Below are 19,516 nucleotides of genomic sequence, written 5' to 3' on the forward strand. Positions count from 1 at the left end.
ACCACTGATAACCGCTCTGACCTGCACAGTTAATTGCGGTTAATGGGGCCGCAGTTAACTTCAGCCACCTGCGAAAACGCGTGTCGATGCCGTTTTCTTGAGGCATGAACGCAGACGGAACCGAACCGGTCTCCCGGCCGCCTAGGCATTCGACGTGCCTGGGCATGGCACCCCTACTGCCTGTCCGGCCGACTCAATGCGTCGGCGATATCCACGCGCAGTGCCGCCAGTTCGTCGGTGATGTCGGACAGCCGACGCTCGATGACGGCAAGCCGCGCCGATACAGCATCTTCCATGTCTTCGCGTGGCTGGCCTGGTGCGGGCGGGATGCGGCCGTGCAAGACAGCGATCAGGTGTTGGGGGTGCAAGCCGAGTGCCAGGGCCAGTGCTTCCAGCGTCCGGTCGCTGCGCTTGCGCTCCACAGTGTGGTTCTGAATTTCGCGGACGATCGCCTGGGAGACCTGCGAGCGTTCAGCCAGTTCGCGTTGTTTCCATCCGAGCGCGTGGACGCGCTCGTTGATGGTCTTCGCGACCGCCGCCCAGTCTTCCGACACCCATTCCTCCGTGGTCCGCCTCAGCGCCGACATTAGCGCTTAACGGAAACCGCGGGGTCGAGATCGACACCGCGTCGCGCATTCGGACTATTTGCGTGCTCTGATGCGACTAAATCAGCGCACAATTTGCGACTAAATCATCGTTCTTGACTTAAAGGGACTCAACTAATGCCTAAGAACTTTCCTGACGCCGGTCGACCGGCGTTCTACTCCTTGGCCGATGCCGCGTGGATTCTCGGCATCGACCGCGACGAGCTACATCGCGCAATCCGGGTCGGCACGCTCCGCACGGAGCGTCGACGCTCCCGGCTCGTCATCTCCGCCGCCGAACTCCGGCGCGTGCTCAACGGCGGTGCGCGATGACCGATTACGACTACACAGAGATGGCCGCTCAGCTTGACCGATACGTCGAGGTTCCGGACGAAGTCCTGAGCGAAGTGGTAGCCCGTGACGGCCTGTGCTTCTGGGCGTTCGACCGGGCAGACATGCCGCGACTGTCCGGCGAAGCTACGCCGGACCGGGAATTGGCTTTCCGCATGTGTGCGGGTTGCCCGGTGATCGACGAGTGCCGGGAACTGGACCTTCGTACGGGAGGGCCGGTCACGCTCGGGGTGTGGGGTGCATTGCCGGATACAGACCGGCGTGCCCTGTATCCGGTGTGGCTTCACCGCCGCGAAGGCGGTGAGGCGTGATGACGCTCAATCTGACGTCCACACAGATTCTGGTCGGGGCCGGGGCACTGATTGCCCTTTTCGCGGTGTGGCGGTACGGAATGCGGAAGGCGCGGCGGGCTGCCGATGCTGCTCGCGAAGGTTCCCGCGTGGTCTCGCTCGCAGGGCGAGTCCTGTTCAGTGCCGTGGCGTTCATGGGCGTTCAGTGGCTGGTGATCACTCATGTGCACAACCCGGTATTGGTACTGGTGGTCCTCGGGACACCGGACCTCATCGCGGCCTATGTCCTGACCCGCGTCCTGACAGTCACCTCGCTGGACACCACCACGCACCGCCGGGGTGGTGGTCGCCGATGACCATCGAGACTCGGAAAGTCACAACGGTGCCGGGGCGTGCTCGGCGGCTGGCCGAGGACGCCGCCGAGGCGGCCGGCGTCCGCCGCTGGCAGACCCATCCCGATGTCGTGGCGCTGCGGGTGGAGCGCGTCCGGGCGCAGGTGGATCGTCTGTGCTGGACCGGGATCGTGCTCGGCTTGGCGTTCACCACGGCCAATGTCCAATGGTTCGCCGCGGCCGGCGCCGCATTCGGGTCACTGCCGTGGTTGACGGCGTGGCTGCTTGACCCGACTGTGTGCCTCGTCCTGCTGGCGATCCTGCGTGCGGAGCAGGTGACCGCTCGGTACCAGGTCCGCACTGGGGCGTGGGTGAGGGCGGCGAAGTGGCTGACGCTGGCCGCGACCTACGTCATGAACACCTGGTCGTCGTGGGCGGCCGGTTCGCCAGCGGGAGTGGTGTTGCACTCGGTACCGCCGTTGGTCGTGTTCGTAGCCGCTGAGGCAGTCACTGACCTACGGGACAAACTCACCTCGGCGGTGACGGTGGCGTTCATGAACGCCACCGAGCGGGCAGGCGTTCATGAACCGGTGGTCCCGGTCCATGACTCGGCGACGCAGCCCGGGCACCGAGCTGCCGGACGGAAGCTCTTCGCCGACTACCTGACCGATGCCCGGAACGCGTGGACTCCCGAGGTAACGATCACTCCGGCATGGGTGCGGGAGACGACAGGGTGCTCCCGCGGTCTGTCCTCGCGGCTTGCTTCGGCCTTGACTGCCGAAATCGGCGAGGGGGTGCAGGCCGATGACTGATCCAAGCCGGGAGAAACGCGAAAGCACCGAGTTGGCCCGGAACGGCGGTCGAGGTGTCGAACACGTCGGCCCGGTACTCGATGGGGAGTTGATCGATGACACGTTGCCCAAACCGAGCCTTGTGACAGCCCCATCCTTCGGCAACCTGTGGCAACGCTGCGCCTACTGGGCAGCGTGGGTCTGGCGGTCCGGTCCGCTCGTGAGGGCTCGGTCAGTGGCCGCTTACCGGCTAAGGAAGATTCCGCAGGATGTTGCCCGGCTGGTGTGGTTCGTACTCCGCGGCAACTGGCGCTGGCTGGTCAAGTTCTGGGGTTGGGCGACCTACTCCGACCTGCGAGCGGACGCCCGTCGCGCCCGGCTGGCGGGGGATGCCGAAGCACGGCGTGCCGCGCAGGAGCTGATCCGGTCGGACGCCACTGCGCGGTGGGCCAAGCTCGGAATCGTGCTCCGCCGGTTGGCGATCACACTGCGTGTCGCCGCACCTGTGGCGGCGGCGTTGTGGCTGCTCGACTCGGTGATGGATCGAGCGGACATGTGGCCGTGGCTGGCGAATGTCTACACAGGAGCGGAAGCCGTACGGTCGGCATTCGCAACGGTTGTGCCGCTTCTGCTGGTCCTGCTTCCGCTGGTGGCGGTTGTGGCGGCGGCGTTTGAAGGCCGGGACCGGACTCCGGGTGCCGGCTGGCTGGTGCGGCCTGATCGGGACGACGCCGATTCATGGATCGACGAGCGGATGATCTCGAAGGCGTTGGCGCACCTGGGAATCAGCCCGCTGGACCGGTTCTATCGCGACGGCGGCGAGCTGGTCTACACCGTGGCGGCCCGCAAAGACGGTGACGGCACGTTCGCGCAGGTCAGATTGCCGCTTGGAGTCACTGCGGACATGGTGGCCGCGCGCCGGTCCAAATTGGCGGCAAACCTCGGGCGGGCATCATTGGAAACCTGGCCTACCAAGGGCGATGAGGACGGAATCCTCGACCTGTGGATCGCTGACAAGGGCGTTCTGGGGGGTGGCGCCGGGGCCTGGCCACTGGTCCATGAGGGACAAGTTGACGTTTTCGAGGGCGTCCCGTTCGGACTGTCTCAACGCGGCCTGGTGATCAACGCGCCGTTGCTCGGGGTCAACTGGCTGATTGGAGGCCGTCCGGGGCAAGGGAAGTCAGCGGCGCTGCGGACATTGCTGCTCGGTGCGGCGCTCGATCCCACGGCCGAACTGTGGGCGTTCGTGATGGGGGAGTCTCCCGACTTCGAGCCGTTCCGACCGAGGCTCTCCCGATACCGGATGGGCATGGACGACAGCGTGGCCGAGGCGGCTACGCAGGCGTTGGCGGACTTGCTAACTGAAATGGAGCGACGCGGGAAGGTCCTCGGGGAGCAGCCGGGCCGTCCGCCGAAGGTTTCGCGCAAGCTGGCGGACAAACGCGGGCTTGGACTGCATCCGTTGGTGTGCGGGATCGATGAGTGTCATGAACTGTTCCAGCACCCGAAGTTTGGCAAGAAGGCCGCGGAGCTGGCCGTTCGGCTCATCAAGCGTGGGCGCAAGTACGGCATCGTGCTGCTGCTGGCCACTCAGTCGCCTACAAAGGACAGCATCCCTCGGGAAATCACTCGCAACGTTTCGTGCGGAGTGGCGTTCTCGGTAGCCGATCAGGTCGCCAATGACGGCCTGTTGGGTTCCGGGAAGTACGCAGCTGGCGTCCGCGCGACTGAGCTGCGGATTAACACTGACCGCGGAACCTGTGTCGCTGTCGGCATCACTGATGAGACGTTCGAACTGGTCCGTACGTTCTACGTGCCGTTTGAAGACGGGGTCGATGAGGTGACCTCGGTGATTGCCCGCGCCGTGGCGGTGATCGAAGAGGCGGGCCGGACGGTCGAATCAACTGCGCAGTCGGAGATCGAAGCGGCACCTGCCGTCGACCACTTAGCCGATATCGACGCTGTGCTGGAAGGAGAGCGTCGGGTCCGGACGCAGGTGGTCTTGACTCGACTGGCTCGACGCAACCCCGGCGAGTACGACGGGTGGACCTTCCGAGACCTCACGGCCGCGCTCGCCGTGTTCGGAATCGCGCCCGCCAAGTCGGATGGGAACAAGGTGGTCCGGGCGGAGGATGTCGCTTCAGCGTTTGCCGACCGAGATCGGAACAACAGGGAGCTAGCAGGGGGCCAGGGAGTTGTCCCTGGTGAGTCCCTGCACCAAAGTCCCCGCGCCGAACAGCGGGAATCCGATTCAGGGAGGCTAGGGACCTGCCGCCAGCTAGCCCCGGAACCGGACCCGAACACCGTTGGTTCAGGGGCGCGCCGAGATCCCTCTGAGCCAGCCGAGGGACGGTGACAGTCCTGCCGGATCACTCGACCGACGTACGGCATATCTCCGCGAACCACTACTTGAAAGGCCAAGGACATGGTCACATTGACGATTGCGAGGCGGAGGCCAGACAAGGCAGGGGCGACGACGATCAGCATGGGTCGGGTGCCTCCAACGAACGTGATCGAGCCAATGATGCAGATGGCCTTAAGTGCCGGTCGAAATCCACTCGATTCCGGCGTCGACGGCCGAGCACCTCCAACGGAAGCACCCAAGGGGCTGCGGACCGGGGACCGTCACGCCGACGGGACCATCCTGCCGAGGCTGGCGAGCCGTTTGACGAGCGGCGAGCAATGGCGAGACTTACCGCCGGGCCAGACGGCGAGCATTGGATTGCTGTTGACGGCGCAGACCTTGAGGAGGTGGCCGCTCGGATCAATGCAGCATGTGATTCGCTGATCCAATGACCGCGAGCCGGGAGCCCTTCCTCTAATCTTGGAAGGGCTCCCGATTTGCGAAAATTGGATTCCTCGACGTTTCGTGTATGACTACGCGATGGTGTAGTAGGCAGGCTGTCGTCCGTCCAGGTAGTCGGTCCTTGATCCAACTTCTCGTCGGATAGACTCAATGAGATCGTCGTACGCTCTTGCTCGCTTTGGAATTAGGCGGCGCTTTCCGGGAGGCTCTGAATCGTCGGATTCGAGGTCTGCGCGAAGATCGCCTTTTATTAAAGATTCCGCCTCGGACTCGATACTTGAGCAGAAATCCATAAAAGCGTCTACGACTTCTCTGTCGCTTAAAATGATGATTTTGCTCAGCTTGCCACTCAGGTTTGCTGCATCTGATTGTACAGAGTGTGCCAGTTCTTTTAGTTCAGTGGTCAAGTATATTGAGTTAAGGGCTGTGCAGTCCCGTCGGAGTTCTCTCAGCTTGTTGTCAACCTGAAACATCTCCTCTATTATGTTTAGATAAAGTTCAATCCGCTGATCGTAGAGTAGTTTCTCGCGTTCCAAGCTTCGTGTGTGTGCTAATTCCAGACGCTGCCGACGTCGGGAGGTGAGAGCGTTCATGCCTGAAGTGAGAATTGTTGCCAGTAGTGCGATGATTCCGCCCGCTGCCGCGGCTGCAATCGTGGTCCACCAGGGTGCTTGCATATGCTCAGTCTAGCCGGATGTTATGACTGGGCCTTCTCTGTGCGGGGGATGTTCTAGGCTGCCTGCTCCGTTCGACAGTCTAACCATACTTTGAGTTCTTCCTCTGTTAGGCCGCACAAGGTCAGAAAGCAGACGCGGTTCCGCTTCTCTGTTTCAGAGAAGCGCTTCTTGTCAGGGGATTTAAGAGGTGGAAATCTATACTGCTAAGGAATGGTCGTCCGCCTAGAGTCCTAATTGCCATCGAATACTTTTCCTGTTGTTTTCGCTGAAGGGGGAAAGTGGATCGTTGCTAGGAGGGGCGAGGGTTACTTCGCTGGCATTATAACTAGGTAGGCGCTCTACTGGAGTTTGCATCATTATTGAATCTAAGAGACTGATTGCCGGAGGCAGAATTGCTTCAAGTAGGATGTGTGGAGCGGCATGCATTCGGCCGGGTATCATCTCCTTGACACCCCATTTTTCCGTGCCACCCAGGGCTTCCATTGCTGTTATTAGTTCAGCCATGTCCGCGCTAGGGAGGCTGAACATTGTTTCGGTCCGACTTCCGCTATTGGAGACTGCCAGTGACTGTGAAGCCTCGCCGTGAACCGAATTTCTGAGTAGTCGAATAATTGTGATGAGATTTTGTTCAGGTGTGCCTTCTGCTACGATATTTGCAAGGCTCTGGTCGGCTGCGCGAACGGTATTTAGCCAGTCTGTAACGTGCCAGCCAGCCTTGCGTATCCGGTTCTTTGAGCTGGGGAGTTCGAGGGTTATGTGAGCAACGCGTGCGGTCGCATCAAGTGCTCCCATCAAGAGGACAAAGATGACATCGAGATTGGACAGGATCTCGTCTGCGGTATTGTTGTCCTGCGGCTGGTTGATAACCGAGTGGACGGTGTCTCTTGCAATGAGGGCGCGTTGCACTCGCTGAATGGATGATTGACCTAGGTAGAGAAGCGTGTCGTCTCGCCTGCTCTGTGATTCTGCAACGCAAGAGCTGAACCATTTCCAGCTGGCGGGGAGCAATTCCCGCGCGCCAACCCAAGTGAAAGACCATTTGTTGGATCGGAACGTCGACCTCGAATCCGGTGAGCGGTAAGTGATGAACTCGCCTTGAGTTCGGAGGTAAAGCGACACCACTGGTAACGCCTTCTCGGGGCTTAGGACAGTAATGTCGCGGGTGAAGGCTTCATGCCCCTCGTGAAGAAGCTTTCTGCCAGTGATAAACAGGTCGGCATCTATCGACGATGCAACCTGTGCGGCAATGGCGTCAGCTTCGCGTTGTGCGGCTGCATTATCGGTGCCCAGTTCTTCATAGATGCTTGGATCGGCGATCTGTGCAAGGTGGATAAAGTCTCTGGGTAGGATCCCGCAGTTAAGAACAGAATCCCCGCTGGCGCACGTAGCGAGTCGGCCTCCCATTTCGGGTTCCTCGGGGCCGAGTGTCGCCCAGCCTTCGTAGGCTGTGGTCCAATCGCCGTATTTGCGAGCTTTGATTTCGGGTGGAGGGCCATCGTCTGCGTATCGGTATAAAGATATCATCGGATGGGAAAGCAGTCCTGCTAGTATTAATGCTGGCGTAACCGTTGGTGTAACTAAGCTCTCTAGAAGGTCCGCGTCGATAAGTACTTTCATCTCTCGAAGTTGAGATCGACTCGCAAATAGGGGTGCCTCTCGCCTTCTGTTGCTGCGGATCGACGAGGGGTTCAGTCGCTCTAGCATTAGGCTTCCTAATACGATTGGTCGAGGTTTGTCAGATTGAGCGGAGCAGGGGGGGTATATCGAGTGTTTGTTGGCCCTCGATGGCCTGGTCGAGCCATTTGGATACTTCGGGCATGGCCTCTCGCCAGCCGTCCGGCAGTCGCCACCCAGCAGACCATGTGCCGTCGCTGCGTTTCTGGACCGCGAACGAGAAGCCCAGTTCAAGCCACCTGAGCCGCCGGTCCTCCGGTGTCATCCCCTCTAGTTCTTGCTGCCAAGTCCGGTCAGTTGGCACCCATTGCACACCCCCGGGATCGGCCGGAAGTGCCCGGAGAGTATCGATGTCGGACAGAATCTTGTCTCCATCATCCATGATCCGACGCCGGTCCGCCGTAGACTTGGCCCGCGCGACCTCGGACATCAACTTGCCGTACTCCCGTTCCAGCTTCGCTATCTGGTTGGCGTGGTTGGTCGGCGGCAGGATGATGCGCTCGCGGACCGGAACCATGGCGAAGATCTTGTAAAAAGCCTGCGTGGCCAACGGCTCGACTTCTTCAGCCTTCATCGCCGGTCCGTGCTTTCGGGATGGGCATTGCCAGTGCCTGTATAGGTACTCGACCGGGGCACCGTCCTTGCCTTTCCGCTTGACGCAGGTGAGGCGATGCCAAAGGTTCTCGTGACACTCCGGGCAAACCAAGATGCCAGAGAACTCGTACGGCTGATTGCTGCCACGCGTCTTGCGGCGTGACTTCTCCGCAAGCCGGGCGACGATCTCTGCCTGCTCCGCGGGCTCAAAGATGCCGAACTCCACTAGCGCTGGATCCGTCAGCAGGCGGCCGAGAGTGTTCGACTGCCACTTGTAGCCCTTCAGCTCGACCGTGGTGGGATCTTGCCCGCGTCGCTCGGCCCCCAGCTGAAGTTGACGGTCCCTCGGCGTGACGATGTTGTTCTTGTTCAGCCACCGAGACATGTCGGTAAGGCCGTCGCCCGACCGAGCCTTCTTGGACAGCTGGTGAAGGATCTTGACGGCATACTGGTCGATTCCAAGGACCCAGCCGCCGCCGGGCAACTCGACCGGCATGGAGCCGTAGATATGGCCCTCGCCGCCCCAGCGACCAGCCTCCTTGAGGGCCGCCTTCGCCGAGCGGAAGCGCTCCCTCATGCGTTCGCGTTCCATGCGGGCGAACGCGGCGATCAAGGTGATCATGAACTCGGACATCGAGTTGCTGGAGTCGATGCCCTCGGCGATGCAGATCAGGCGCTTGCCACGTGCCCGGAGCCACTCCAGCAGGGTGAGTGCGTCCATGACGTTGCGCACGAGCCGGTCCAGCTTGGGCACGACCAGGGTCTTCCACGGCTGAGGTGGTGCATCCGATAGCCAGAGCCTGAGCCCGTCCCGCTTGTGGGGCTCCAGGTCGCCGGAGACGTGCAGATCCTCCACAGTCGCGACGACTGGCACGTCGTACGCGCTGGTCCACCGGTGGGTGTCCCTGACCTGCACTTCGCTGGACATGCTCTCGTCGGAGAAGTGCGACTGACGGGCGTAGCAGACTGCTGCGTCGTCTTCCGGCGTGAACGGGACGACCGGCGGCCGCTCGCTCAGTTGCTTCTTGAACCGCCGCCGCTTCCGTGGTGCTGGTGCGCTCATCGTCGCTATCCTCGCTGGTAGACGCCCTGTCAGTGTAGTTAGTTGTCAAAGGTGGTGGGACCACGAGGTGGTCAACAACTGGTATCCGGGCGAAATCCTCAACGACCGCCCCGAATACACCGAAAAACGCGCCGATGTGCTTGCCCAGCGCGCGTTCCAGGCGTTCCACGAATGGCATCCGATCGACCGCCGCCAGGCCGTCGACGGCCGGGTCTACCGGAGCTTCCGCTACGGCAGCCGGGTCGAGGTGTTCGTGCTCGACATGCGCACCTACCGCGACGCCAACACCTCGGACCAGACCAAGGCCGGCCACATCCTCGGCGACGCGCAGGCCCGCTGGCTGGCCGACGGGCTCCGGCGCAGCACCGCGACCTGGAAGATCGTCCAGGCGGACATGCCGATCGGCCTCGTCGTGCCGGACGGCAAGGACATCGAGGCGGTCGCCAACGGCCTGCCCGGCGCGCCCGGCGGCCGCGAGACCGAACTGGCCTGGGTGCTGAACCGGATCTCGCGCCACCGCGTGCGCAATGTCGTGTGGCTGACCGCCGACGTGCACTACACCGCCGCGCACCATTATTCGCCCGAGCGCGCCGCGTTCCAGGACTTCGACCCGTTCTGGGAATTCGTCTCCGGCCCGCTCAACGCCGGCGCCTTCGGCCCGAACAAGCTCGACCCGACGTTCGGCCCGGAAGCGGTCTTCGTGCACGCCCCGCAGACGCAGAATTCCTCGCCGGTGCAAGGGTTCCAGCACTTCGGCGAGGTGAATGTGGACGGTGCGAGCGGGGCGCTGACGGTCGACCTGCGCGACGCGACCGGGGCCTCGCTGTGGTCCAAGACGCTGCAGCCGCAGCGGCGCTGACCGGCCCGGCAGGCGCGTCGGATAGGCTCAGCGCCGAATAACACGAATCCGCACAAGGAGAAATACCGTCGTGACTGAACGCACGCTGGTCCTCGTCAAGCCCGATGGCGTCGCGCGCGGCCTCGTCGGCGAGGTCGTTTCGCGCATCGAGCGCAAGGGCCTGAAGCTGGCCGCGCTGGAACTGCGCACCGTCGAGCGCTCCGTCGCCGAGGAGCACTACGCGGAGCACAAGGAGCGCCCGTTCTTCGGCGACCTGCTGGAGTTCATCACGTCCGGCCCGCTCGTCGCGCTGGCCGTCGAGGGCCCGCGCGCGATCGCCGCGTTCCGCCAGCTCGCCGGCGGCACCGACCCGGTCGAGAAGGCCACCCCGGGCACCCTGCGCGGCGACTTCGCGCTGGAGACCCAGTACAACCTGGTGCACGGTTCGGACTCGCCGGAGTCGGCCGAGCGCGAGCTGAAGCTGTGGTTCCCGGACCTGTGAACCGGCTGAACCGGCACTGAACCGGCACTGACCCTCGCGAACGCCGGGCAGGGACTGCGGTCCCGGCCCGGCGTTCGTGTTTCCGGCCGCTTAATCCGCTGCCGGGGACTCGGCGCATCGGTTAACCTCCACCGGTGACTGCCCTGCCGCTGCCGCCGCGCGATTACCTGCCGCACCTGCGCTCGCTCACCGAGGCCTTCGCCGCGGAAGCCGAGGGCGACCTGGTCAACCCGGTCCCGTACTGCGGCGACTGGACCAAGCGCGACCTCGTCGCGCATCTGGGCAACGTGCACCGGTGGGCCGCCGGCATCGTCCGCACCGGAGAGCTGAGCAAGCAGGACTTCGACGTCACGCCGAGCGGCGACCTCGCGCCCTGGTACGCCGAGAGCGCGGCCGAACTGCTGGACGCGCTCGACGCGGCCGATCCCGCCGACGCGTGCTGGGTTTTCGGCGCCGCGGAGAAGACGAAGGCGTTCTGGTTCCGCCGTCAGGTGCACGAAACTTCCGTGCATTTGGTCGACTTGTTCGGCGCACGCGGCGCAACGACCCGGCTTGATCCGCTGATCGCCGCGGACGGCGTCTTCGAGGTGCTGGGCACGATGCTGCCGCGCGTCGCGCGCTGGAAGCACGAGGTTCCGCTGGCCGCGCCGATCACGTTGCGCACCACCGACACCGGGCACACGTGGACCGTCGTCCCCGGCGAACCGCCCGAGCTGGGCGAGGGCGAAGCGGTGGCCACGGTCGCGGCACCCGCGCAGGATTTGCTGGTGTCGCTGTGGAAGCGCACCGACGCGCAGCCGGAGATCGACGGCGACGAGGCCGTCGCGAAGGAGTTTCTCGCCGCGCGCATGACCCCCTGAGCGGATAATCCTGCGCCATTCAGGTCCCGTTCACCGCAGGGCCTTCCGGCGGTCGCGCCGATGGATTTGGCTGACCTGAGCCATTTTCGCGATCGTGGGGTACCTGGTGAAAAGATCAAGATCCGTGCTGCTCAGCGCCCTGCTGGTGCTGACGCTGGCCACGCCTGCGCATGCCGGCCCGCTCTCCGCTCCGCTCGGCCCGCCGCCGGTCGAGAGCGCCTCCGCCTTCTCCTCGGCCCGGGAGGCCCCGGCGATCGCCGCGGCGCCCGCCGCCGACGACGGCCTCGAGACCAGCAGCGCCACCAACGCGGTGGCGCCTGGTCTGAACCTCACCCAGTTCGACCGCTTCGACCCGAAGGGCTGGATCCGCGGCGACGCGCTGAGCGTCGACCTCACCAGCAAGGTCCTGAAGCCGACTTACCTCAGCCCGGGCACCGTTTCCGCGCGCACCCCGCTGTCTCAGCAGGTCGCTCGCGCCGGGGCGGTCGCGGGCGTCAACGGCGATTTCTTCGACATCAACGCCTCCGGCGCGCCGCTCGGCGTCGGCATCGACAACGGCGAGCTGCACAACGCGCCCGCGTCCGGGCACAACACCACCGCGGCGATCACCGCGGAGGGACGCGCGAAACTCGCCGACATCTTCCTCGAAGCGTCGGTCACGCTGCCGGACGGCCGAGCTGTCCCCGCCACGAACTTCAACAGCCCGGTGCTCGGCAAGGACGCTCTGGGTGTTTACACGCCGCTTTGGGGTGCTTCGGCGCGCGCGACGTCGGTCGCCGGTGCGCAGAAGGTCATCGAGGTAGAGGTCCGCGATGGTGTGGTGACGCAGGTGCGTCCGAAGCCCGCGGACGGCCCGATCCCGGCGGGAAGCACGCTGCTGCTCGGTCGCGAAGCTGGTGCGGACGCGTTGTCGGCGTTGCACGTCGGTGATCGCGTGGGCGTTTCGTACGCGCCGCGGACCGACGCGGGCAAGATCGCGGTCGCGGTCGGCGGGAACAAGACCCTGCTGAAGGACGGACAGCTCCAGCAGCTTGACGACGTCACCCTCGCGCCGCGTACCGGCGTCGGCTTTTCCGCTGACGGCAAGCGGATGTGGCTCGTCACGGTCGACGGTCGCCAGGCCGACAGCCGTGGGATGACGGAGCTGGAAATGGCCCGGCAGCTGAAGCGGCTCGGTGCCGACGACGCGATCAACCTCGACGGCGGAGGCTCCTCGACGCTGCTCGCGCGCAACGAAGGAGAGGCTGCGCCGTCGGTGCGCAACTCGCCTTCGGACGGCGGGGAACGCTTGGTGCCCAACGGCATCGGCTTCGCGACGGTGGCCGGCAGCGGACGGCTGACTGGTTTCGCGCCTGCCCCCGCGCAGGAGGGCGACAACTCGACCCGCGTGCTGTCCGGCCTGAGCCGCGCGCTCGTGCCGAACGGCCACGACGAGACGGGTGCCGCAGTGGCGTCGCGCCCGTTCTGGACCACGTCGAACCCGTTCCGCGGCACGGTCACGAAGAACGTTTTCACCGCGCAGCCCGACTTCCTGCACCCGGACGCGCGAGCCGACGTGACGGTCACCGCGCACCAGAACTTCGTGAACGGCCGCACGAAGCTGACCGTGCTGGGTAAGCCGGTGCGCCTAGGCGCGAGCACGAAGCAGGTCGCGCTGTCGGGTGCGGAGGCGCGCGGCGAGTTCCAGGTCTACGGCTACGACGCGGACGGTTACGGCACCTGGATCGAACCGTCGGACGTGAAGCTCGAATACGACCCCGCCGTGGTGAAGATCGAGCCGTCGGGCAAGGGTTTCGCAGTTACCGCGAAGACCGCTTCCGGGGCCACCGCGATCACCGTGCACGCGGGCGGGAAGACCATGCACCTGGCGGCTTCGGTGGGCACCGAGGCTAGGGTCGCGGCACCGCTGGCCGGTCCGGACGGCTGGTCTGCCACGGTGTATCCGGCCGTCGTCGGTGCCGCGCTTTCGTCGGCAGAGGGACGCAACGGCGGCAAGGGCCTGGCGCTCGACTACCGCCTCACCGGCACGGCTGCCACGCGCGCCGCGTATGTCAACGCTGCCAACCCGATCTCGGTTCCGGCTGGCACGCAGAAGATCGGCATGTGGATCAACGGCGACGGCAAGGGCGCCTGGATCCGCGCGGAACTCCGCGACGGCGCCAACACCGCGTCCATTGTGGACCTTGCGCTGAGTGTGAATTGGACCGGCTGGCGGTACGTGACCGCCGCGGTGCCCGCCGGATTGCCGGACGGGCAGCGCCTCACCCGGTTCTATGCCGTGGAAACCGCGGCGGGCAAGCAGTACGAGGGCAGACTGGTGTTCAACGACCTCACCTTCGAGGTCGCGCCGACCACGGCCGTGCCGCACGATCCGGCCGTCCCGGACCCGGCGCTGGTCACCAATGGAACCCTCGGCAAGGGCGGCCTCAAGATCGCGGTCGTCAGCGACGCCCAGTTCACCGCCGACGCTCCGGACGGTCCGCTCGTCGCCCAAGCACGCCGGGCACTGCGCGAGGCGGTTGCCGCGAAACCGGATCTCGTGCTGATCAACGGCGACTTCGTGGACCGCGGCACCGCGCCGGACTTCGTCTTGGCCCGCAAAATCATCACCGAAGAATTGGACGGCCGCGTCCCCTGGTACTACGTGCCCGGCAACCACGAAGCCGAGGGCGGCAACGGCCTGAAGAACTTCCAGGACGCGTTCGGGGAAACGCACCGCGTGGTCGACGTCCACGGCGTGCGGCTGATCCTGATGGATTCCTCGCGCGGCTCGCTGCGCGCGGGCGGATTCGACCAGGTGCGCATGCTGCGCGAGGCACTCGACAACGCGGCGAAGGACCGTTCCGTGCGGGGTGTGGTCGTCGCGATGCACCATCCGGTGAAGGACCCGAGCCCGACCGGCAATTCGCAGCTGGGCGACCGGAAGGAGGCCGCGCTGCTGCAGACGTGGCTGACCGGTTTCGAGGAGAAGTCCGGAAAACCGGCCGCCTCGCTGGCTTCGCACGCGGGAGTGTTCGGCCTGTCGCGCACGGACGGCGTGCCGTACCTGGTGAACGGCAACTCGGGCAAGACCCCCGCCGCGGCCCCCGGCGACGGCGGCTTCGTCGGCTGGACCCTGGTGCGAGTGGACCCCTCGGACCGCGGCCAGCCGGTGCGCTTCGAAACGCGCCCGAACGTCGACGCGCTGACGGTGACCGGGCCGGGCACTCTTTCGTGGGGCGGCACCGGAAAGGTGATCGCCGCGGTGACGCAGGAGGGCCGGTCGATTCCGGTGGCGTACCCGGTGAGCGCGGCTTGGGGCGGTCGCGGGGTGCACATCGGCAGCTGGCCGCCCGCGCCGTGGGACGTAGTGTCGTTCGACCCGGCCACCGGGACGGTGCGGGGGCTGCGCCCGGGGACGGCGGAGATCTCGGTGACGGTGAACGGGGTGTCCCGGTCGGTGTCGTTGACGGTGCGCTGAGTTTTCTTGAGGGGCGGGGCGGTCTTCGGGCCGCCCGCCTTTTCGCTGGGCCGCGGGCTCGTCGTTTTCCCGTCCCGGCCGAAGATCCACCCGGATGCCGTACCCGCGGCGGGGAAACCGGTCGAGAATTGTCGGTGCCTCCCTCTACTGTCGTTCCTCGTGGGAGAGTCGGCATCGGAACCAGCCCTCGTGCAAGCGAAGGCGCTGGTCAAACGGTTCGGAGAATTCGAGGCAGTCCGCGGCATCGACGTCGAGGTGCGGCGAGGGGAGGCGTTCGGCTTCCTCGGGCCCAACGGCGCGGGGAAGTCGTCGACGATGCGGATGATCGCGTGCGTGTCCCCGCGCAGCGACGGCGATCTGCGCGTCCTCGGCATGGACCCCAACGCGGACGGGCCGCGGATCCGCGCGCGCCTGGGCGTGGTGCCGCAGGAGGACAACCTCGACGTGGAGCTCACCGTCCGGCAGAACCTGCACGTCTACGGCCGCTATTTCGGCCTTTCCCGCGCCCACGTGCGGCGGAAGGCGGTCGAGCTGATGGAGTTCGCGCAGCTGTCCGACCGTGCCGAGAAACCGGTCGATTCCCTGTCCGGCGGCATGAAGCGGCGGCTCACCATCGCCCGGTCGCTGGTGAACGATCCGGAATTGCTGCTGCTCGACGAACCGACCACCGGGCTCGATCCGCAGGCACGGCATCTGTTGTGGGACCGGCTTTTCCGGCTCAAGGCCCGCGGCACCACGCTCATCGTCACCACCCATTACATGGACGAAGCGGAACAGCTCTGCGACCGGCTTGTAGTCATGGACGGCGGCCGGATCGCCGCGGAAGGCTCGCCCGCCGACCTGATCGCGCGGCATTCCACCCGGGAAGTGGTCGAACTCCGGTTCGCGCCGGGGGAGCAGCAGGACGCGGCCGACCGGCTGGACGGGCTGGCCGAGCGCGTCGAGGTCCTCCCGGACCGGGTGCTGCTCTACACGATGACCGGCGAGGCCACCCTCGAGCGCGCGCACGAACGCGGCCTGCGCCCGCTGTCGAGCCTCGTCCGGCGCAGTTCCCTGGAGGACGTCTTCCTCCGCCTCACCGGCCGGACGTTGGTGGACTGATGACCATTCCCGCCACCGGCCGCGTCGTCGGCCGGTTCCACGGCGCCTGGCTGCGCGTCGAGGGCTACTGGACCTGGTACCGCAGGCACTGGCTCAGCACGCTCTACTCCACCGGCCTGCAACCGGTGCTGTTCCTCGCCGCGATGGGGCTCGGGTTCGGCTCGCAGGTCAAGGCCGGTCCGGCGACCGGCGGGGTGTCGTACCTGGTGTACGTCGCCCCGGCGCTGCTCGTCGCCGGCGCCGCGCAGCAGGGTGTCAGCGAATCGAGTTATCCGGTCCTCAGCGGATTCAAATGGCAGAAGGACTATCTGGCGGTCACCGCGACGCCGGTGTCCCCGGGCCAGGTCCTCGGCGGGCACCAGATCTGGACCATGCTGCGGCTCGCCCTTTCCGGCACGGTCTACGCGCTCATCGCGTGGTTGTTCGGCGCCTGGGACAACGCGGGGGCGCTGCTGGTGGTCCTCGTCGGCGTCCTCACCGGGCTCGCGTGCGGATCGCTGATCGCCGGGCTGGCGGCGTGGACCTTCGACGAGGGACAGCGGTTCGGGCTGATCTTCCGGTTCGTCGTCATCCCGATGACCCTGTTCTCCGGCACGTTCTTCCCGATCACTCAGCTGCCGCCGTACCTGCGCTGGCTCGCCTGGATTTCCCCGCTGTGGCACGGCACCGAGCTTTCCCGCGCCGCCACGCTCGGCGGGCGGGAGCTGCTCCCGGTGCTCGGGCACCTTGCGTATCTGGCAGCACTGGTGGCGATCGGCTGGACGATCGCGCACCGCGGCTTCTACCGACGGCTGGTGGCGTGATGACCGACCTGCAGAGCGCCCCGATTCTCCCGCAGCGGCGCGGAATTCTGCTCCGCGTCCTGCCCGCGGGCATGTACAGCGGCCGCGCCACCGCGTTGATCGAACGCGCGCTCACCGTCTACGGACGGTCGTGGACGATGCTCGCGTCCGGCGCGCTCGAGCCGTTGTTCTACCTGCTCGCGTTCCAGGTCGGCTTCGGCAAACTGGTCACCACCGTGCCGGGGCCGGACGGGCAGCCGATGAGCTATGTCGCGTTCGTCGCGCCCGCGCTGCTGGCGTCGTCGGCGATGAACGGCGCGGTCTTCGAGTGCACGTACAACCTGTTCTTCAAACTGCGCTACGCCAAGACGTACGACGCGATGCTGGCGACCCCGGTCGGCCCGCTCGACGTCGCGCTCGGCGAGATCGCGTGGGCGATGATGCGCGGCGGCCTGTATTCGGTCGCGTTCCTGGCGGTCACCGGCGTCATGGGGCTGCTCACGTCGTGGTGGGCGCTGCTGCTCCTGCCCGCCGCGCTGCTCGTGTCGTTCGCGTTCGCGGCCATCAGCATCGCGCTGGTCAGCTTCCTGAAGTCGACGTCGCAATTCGACTACATCCAGCTCGTCCTGATGCCGATGTTCCTGTTCTCCACCACGTTCTTCCCGATCACGGTCTACCCGGAGGCGCTGCAGTGGGCGGTCCGCTGCTTCCCGCTCTACCACGGGATCGAGCTGATGCGCGGGCTCGCGACCGGCATCTTCTCCTGGAGCATGCTCGGCAATCTGGCGTACCTGCTGGTGCTCGCCGCGATCGGGATCTGGGGCGCGACAAGGAGGATCGCGAAACTGCTGCTTACCTGAATACCGAACGCTGAACGCGGCTCAGCGGGCCGGGCTGGGCAGTCCGTTCTGCGCGGGCGCCACCGCGGTCCGGGCGTCGACTAGACCATGGCCGTAGAAGCCGTTGTATCCGTCGTAGCCGGAGCAGTAGGCGTCCTGGGCGCCGTCGCCGGTGAGGTCGTAGTCGTCCGGGCACGGCATGGACGTCGCGCGGGAGTCCAGCGCACGGCGCAGCTCGGCGGCCGTCCACGTGGGATGCACCGATTTGAGCAGCGCCAGCACCCCGGCGACGTGCGGCGCGGCCATCGACGTCCCGCACATCGGCGCGTAACCGCCCGGAACGGTCGAAACCACGCAGCGGTCGTCGTCGCCGCCCGGGGCCGTGACATCGACCACACCGAGCCCGTACGAGCTGTAGCTCGACTTCACCCGGTCCGGGCTGATCGCCGACGCCGTCACCACGTCCCGCAGCCCGGCCGGCAGCGCCTCGCACTTCCCGGCGGCGGACGGCGAACCCGAGCGGCCCGACGGCGTGAGGTCGACCGCCTCGTTGGTCGCGGCAGCGACGTTCAGCGTGCCCTGGGAAGTCGCGTACTCCACGGCTCGCGCCAGCACCTCGTGCACCACGCCGCGGTCGTTGCCGCGCACGCAGGACAGCGACCACGGGTTCACGAACCAGCTGCTGTTGGCGATCGGCAGATGCCGCGCCGCCGACCACATGATCCCGCAGACCGCCGCCTCCGGATCGGCGTAGCCGCGGTCGTCGATCACCTTCACCGACGCGATCCGCACGCCCGGCGCGACGCCGGTGATGCCCTTGCGGTCGTCGGCCGCGGCGATGATGCCCGCGACGTGCGTGCCGTGCGCGGAGGTCGTCGGCTGCCACGCGGCCGGGCTCGGGTCCGGGACGCCAGTGAGACAACCCGCCGAATCGTCCGGGTCGATCGCTGCGGCGAGGTCGGGGTGTTTCGGGTCGACGCCGGAGTCCAGGACGCCGACGACCACTGAGCGGCTGCCTTCGGTGACCTGGTGCGCGGCCGGAGCGCCGATCAGGTTCATGTCCCATTGCTGGGCGGACAGGTCTGTCGCCGGCACTCGCGCCGGGTCGCTGAGCGGGAGTGTGGCCCGAGCGGGCTGGGCGGCGGCGCCTGGCTGTTCGGCGGCCGTCCGGGTGGCTTGCGCGCTGAACGCCCGCTCCGGGCCGAGACGGTCCGCGAACGCCCGATCGGCTGACGTGACGACCGCCACGGAAATCTGCGGGTAGTAGCCGACGAGCTGCCCGCAGCCCGCGCTCGCCTGCTGGCGGGCGGAAGATTCCGGGGTCCCGCGGTCGAACGCGACGACGTAGCGCACCGCCCGCCCGCCCGAGGCGCATCCGGGGCTCGCGACGGCGGCCGGGGAGACCGCCGCGCAGCCGGCGAGGACCAGCAAGGAGCACACGGCCGCCCGCAGCGGCCGCGCCAGCACAGACACCGGACCTCCCACCGCGCGCAGGGTTGTGCCGGGCGCCCGCGCGAGCGCCCGAGCCCGCACGCTAACCACCCCGGGCCCGGCGCGACAAGCGAAGCGCGGAAGTTCGCCCGGGCGCATGATCGCGGCACGCCCGGGCGCCTGCCGCGGGACACCGACTACACCGGGTGTCCCCCCGGGTGTGGGATACTCGCGTTGGCCGCTGCGCCGACGGGCATCCCGCTCGCGTCGTGAGCGGCCCGGAGGAGTGCCGGACCGGCACCACGCGCGTCGCCCCCGGGAGGCCGGGCCAAGGTCGATGTCGTGGCGGGTGGCCCGGGGGTCGCGAGCAGGCCGGCACCCCGCCGAGCAGACCAGGAACCGAGCGGCCGCCGACCCGGCGGACCGCACGGCTGCCAGCAGGATTCCCGCCGCTGGTCACCACCACGGCGGGCACGGAACAGAAAGGGCCCCTGCGCGGCCGCGTCACCACCGGTGCGAACCGGCTGACGCGCCCGGGGGC

The 19,516-nt window shown here is 66.3% G+C and carries 16 protein-coding genes and 1 pseudogene; 12 read left to right on the top strand and 5 right to left on the bottom strand.

Going from position 1 to position 19,516, the window contains the following annotated elements; translation table 11 throughout:
* Positions 1 to 173 precede the first annotated feature (173 nt).
* The gene (locus WA670_RS20600; protein ID WP_237600711.1) at positions 174 to 554 is read right to left on the bottom strand and encodes an XRE family transcriptional regulator; all 381 of its coding nucleotides are present in this window, start codon (positions 552 to 554) and stop codon (positions 174 to 176) included.
* 168 nt (positions 555 to 722) lie between these two features.
* On the opposite strand from WA670_RS20600, the gene WA670_RS20605 reads away from it, so the two are divergent.
* From WA670_RS20605 to WA670_RS20625, 5 genes are read left to right on the top strand one after another with little or no spacing between them, the layout of a single operon-like run.
* The gene (locus tag WA670_RS20605; protein ID WP_336158573.1) at positions 723 to 917 is read left to right on the top strand and encodes a helix-turn-helix domain-containing protein; all 195 of its coding nucleotides are present in this window, start codon (positions 723 to 725) and stop codon (positions 915 to 917) included.
* Positions 914 to 1,246 (top strand): WhiB family transcriptional regulator, encoded by a 333-nt coding sequence (locus WA670_RS20610; RefSeq protein ID WP_336158574.1) that lies wholly within the window; start codon positions 914 to 916, stop codon positions 1,244 to 1,246. Before WA670_RS20605 ends, WA670_RS20610 begins: the two co-directional genes overlap by 4 nt.
* Positions 1,246 to 1,581, top strand: coding sequence for a hypothetical protein (locus tag WA670_RS20615; protein WP_336158575.1), 336 nt, complete (start codon positions 1,246 to 1,248; stop codon positions 1,579 to 1,581). Before WA670_RS20610 ends, WA670_RS20615 begins: the two co-directional genes overlap by 1 nt.
* Complete coding sequence (locus tag WA670_RS20620) at positions 1,578 to 2,369, top strand: hypothetical protein (RefSeq protein WP_336158576.1); 792 nt, start codon at positions 1,578 to 1,580, stop codon at positions 2,367 to 2,369. Before WA670_RS20615 ends, WA670_RS20620 begins: the two co-directional genes overlap by 4 nt.
* The gene (locus tag WA670_RS20625; protein WP_336158577.1) at positions 2,362 to 4,704 is read left to right on the top strand and encodes a hypothetical protein; all 2,343 of its coding nucleotides are present in this window, start codon (positions 2,362 to 2,364) and stop codon (positions 4,702 to 4,704) included. Before WA670_RS20620 ends, WA670_RS20625 begins: the two co-directional genes overlap by 8 nt.
* A 521-nt stretch (positions 4,705 to 5,225) precedes the next feature.
* Here WA670_RS20625 and WA670_RS20630 read toward each other — a convergent pair.
* The 3 genes from WA670_RS20630 to WA670_RS20640 form a co-directional block, all read right to left on the bottom strand.
* Positions 5,226 to 5,831 (bottom strand): hypothetical protein, encoded by a 606-nt coding sequence (locus tag WA670_RS20630; RefSeq protein ID WP_336158578.1) that lies wholly within the window; start codon positions 5,829 to 5,831, stop codon positions 5,226 to 5,228.
* 222 nt (positions 5,832 to 6,053) lie between these two features.
* The gene (locus tag WA670_RS20635) at positions 6,054 to 7,448 is read right to left on the bottom strand and encodes a hypothetical protein (RefSeq protein WP_336158579.1); all 1,395 of its coding nucleotides are present in this window, start codon (positions 7,446 to 7,448) and stop codon (positions 6,054 to 6,056) included.
* A 118-nt stretch (positions 7,449 to 7,566) separates the two neighbouring features.
* Positions 7,567 to 9,162 (bottom strand): recombinase family protein, encoded by a 1,596-nt coding sequence (locus WA670_RS20640; RefSeq protein WP_336158580.1) that lies wholly within the window; start codon positions 9,160 to 9,162, stop codon positions 7,567 to 7,569.
* A gap of 49 nt (positions 9,163 to 9,211) precedes the next feature.
* Here WA670_RS20640 and WA670_RS20645 point away from each other — a divergent pair.
* From WA670_RS20645 to WA670_RS20675, 7 genes and pseudogenes are all read left to right on the top strand, one after another.
* Positions 9,212 to 10,021: pseudogene (locus WA670_RS20645) on the top strand (alkaline phosphatase D family protein); the annotation flags it as partial.
* Positions 10,022 to 10,091: 70 nt separating this feature from the next.
* Positions 10,092 to 10,502 (top strand): nucleoside-diphosphate kinase, encoded by a 411-nt coding sequence (gene ndk, locus WA670_RS20650; RefSeq protein WP_020660996.1) that lies wholly within the window; start codon positions 10,092 to 10,094, stop codon positions 10,500 to 10,502.
* Positions 10,503 to 10,636: 134 nt separating this feature from the next.
* A complete protein-coding gene (locus tag WA670_RS20655) occupies positions 10,637 to 11,362 on the top strand; it encodes a maleylpyruvate isomerase family mycothiol-dependent enzyme (protein WP_336158581.1) in 726 nt (241 codons plus the stop codon).
* 124 nt (positions 11,363 to 11,486) lie between these two features.
* Positions 11,487 to 14,822, top strand: a complete 3,336-nt coding sequence (locus WA670_RS20660; protein ID WP_336158582.1) for a phosphodiester glycosidase family protein — start codon at positions 11,487 to 11,489, stop codon at positions 14,820 to 14,822.
* Positions 14,823 to 14,981: 159 nt separating this feature from the next.
* Positions 14,982 to 15,923: an ABC transporter ATP-binding protein gene (locus tag WA670_RS20665; RefSeq protein ID WP_043837293.1), complete on the top strand. Its 942-nt coding sequence runs from the start codon at positions 14,982 to 14,984 to the stop codon at positions 15,921 to 15,923.
* A complete protein-coding gene (locus tag WA670_RS20670; RefSeq protein WP_238605153.1) occupies positions 15,923 to 16,726 on the top strand; it encodes an ABC transporter permease in 804 nt (267 codons plus the stop codon). Before WA670_RS20665 ends, WA670_RS20670 begins: the two co-directional genes overlap by 1 nt.
* Positions 16,726 to 17,565, top strand: coding sequence for an ABC transporter permease (locus tag WA670_RS20675; protein WP_037814200.1), 840 nt, complete (start codon positions 16,726 to 16,728; stop codon positions 17,563 to 17,565). The genes WA670_RS20670 and WA670_RS20675 overlap by 1 nt, the downstream gene beginning before the upstream one ends.
* A 21-nt stretch (positions 17,566 to 17,586) precedes the next feature.
* On the opposite strand, the gene WA670_RS20680 is transcribed toward WA670_RS20675, so the two are convergent.
* The gene (locus tag WA670_RS20680; protein ID WP_336158583.1) at positions 17,587 to 19,017 is read right to left on the bottom strand and encodes a S8 family peptidase; all 1,431 of its coding nucleotides are present in this window, start codon (positions 19,015 to 19,017) and stop codon (positions 17,587 to 17,589) included.
* Positions 19,018 to 19,516 lie beyond the last annotated feature (499 nt).

The sequence above is a fragment of the Amycolatopsis sp. VC5-11 genome (assembly GCF_037034185.1).
Classification (GTDB): Bacteria; Actinomycetota; Actinomycetes; order Mycobacteriales; family Pseudonocardiaceae; genus Amycolatopsis; species Amycolatopsis nivea.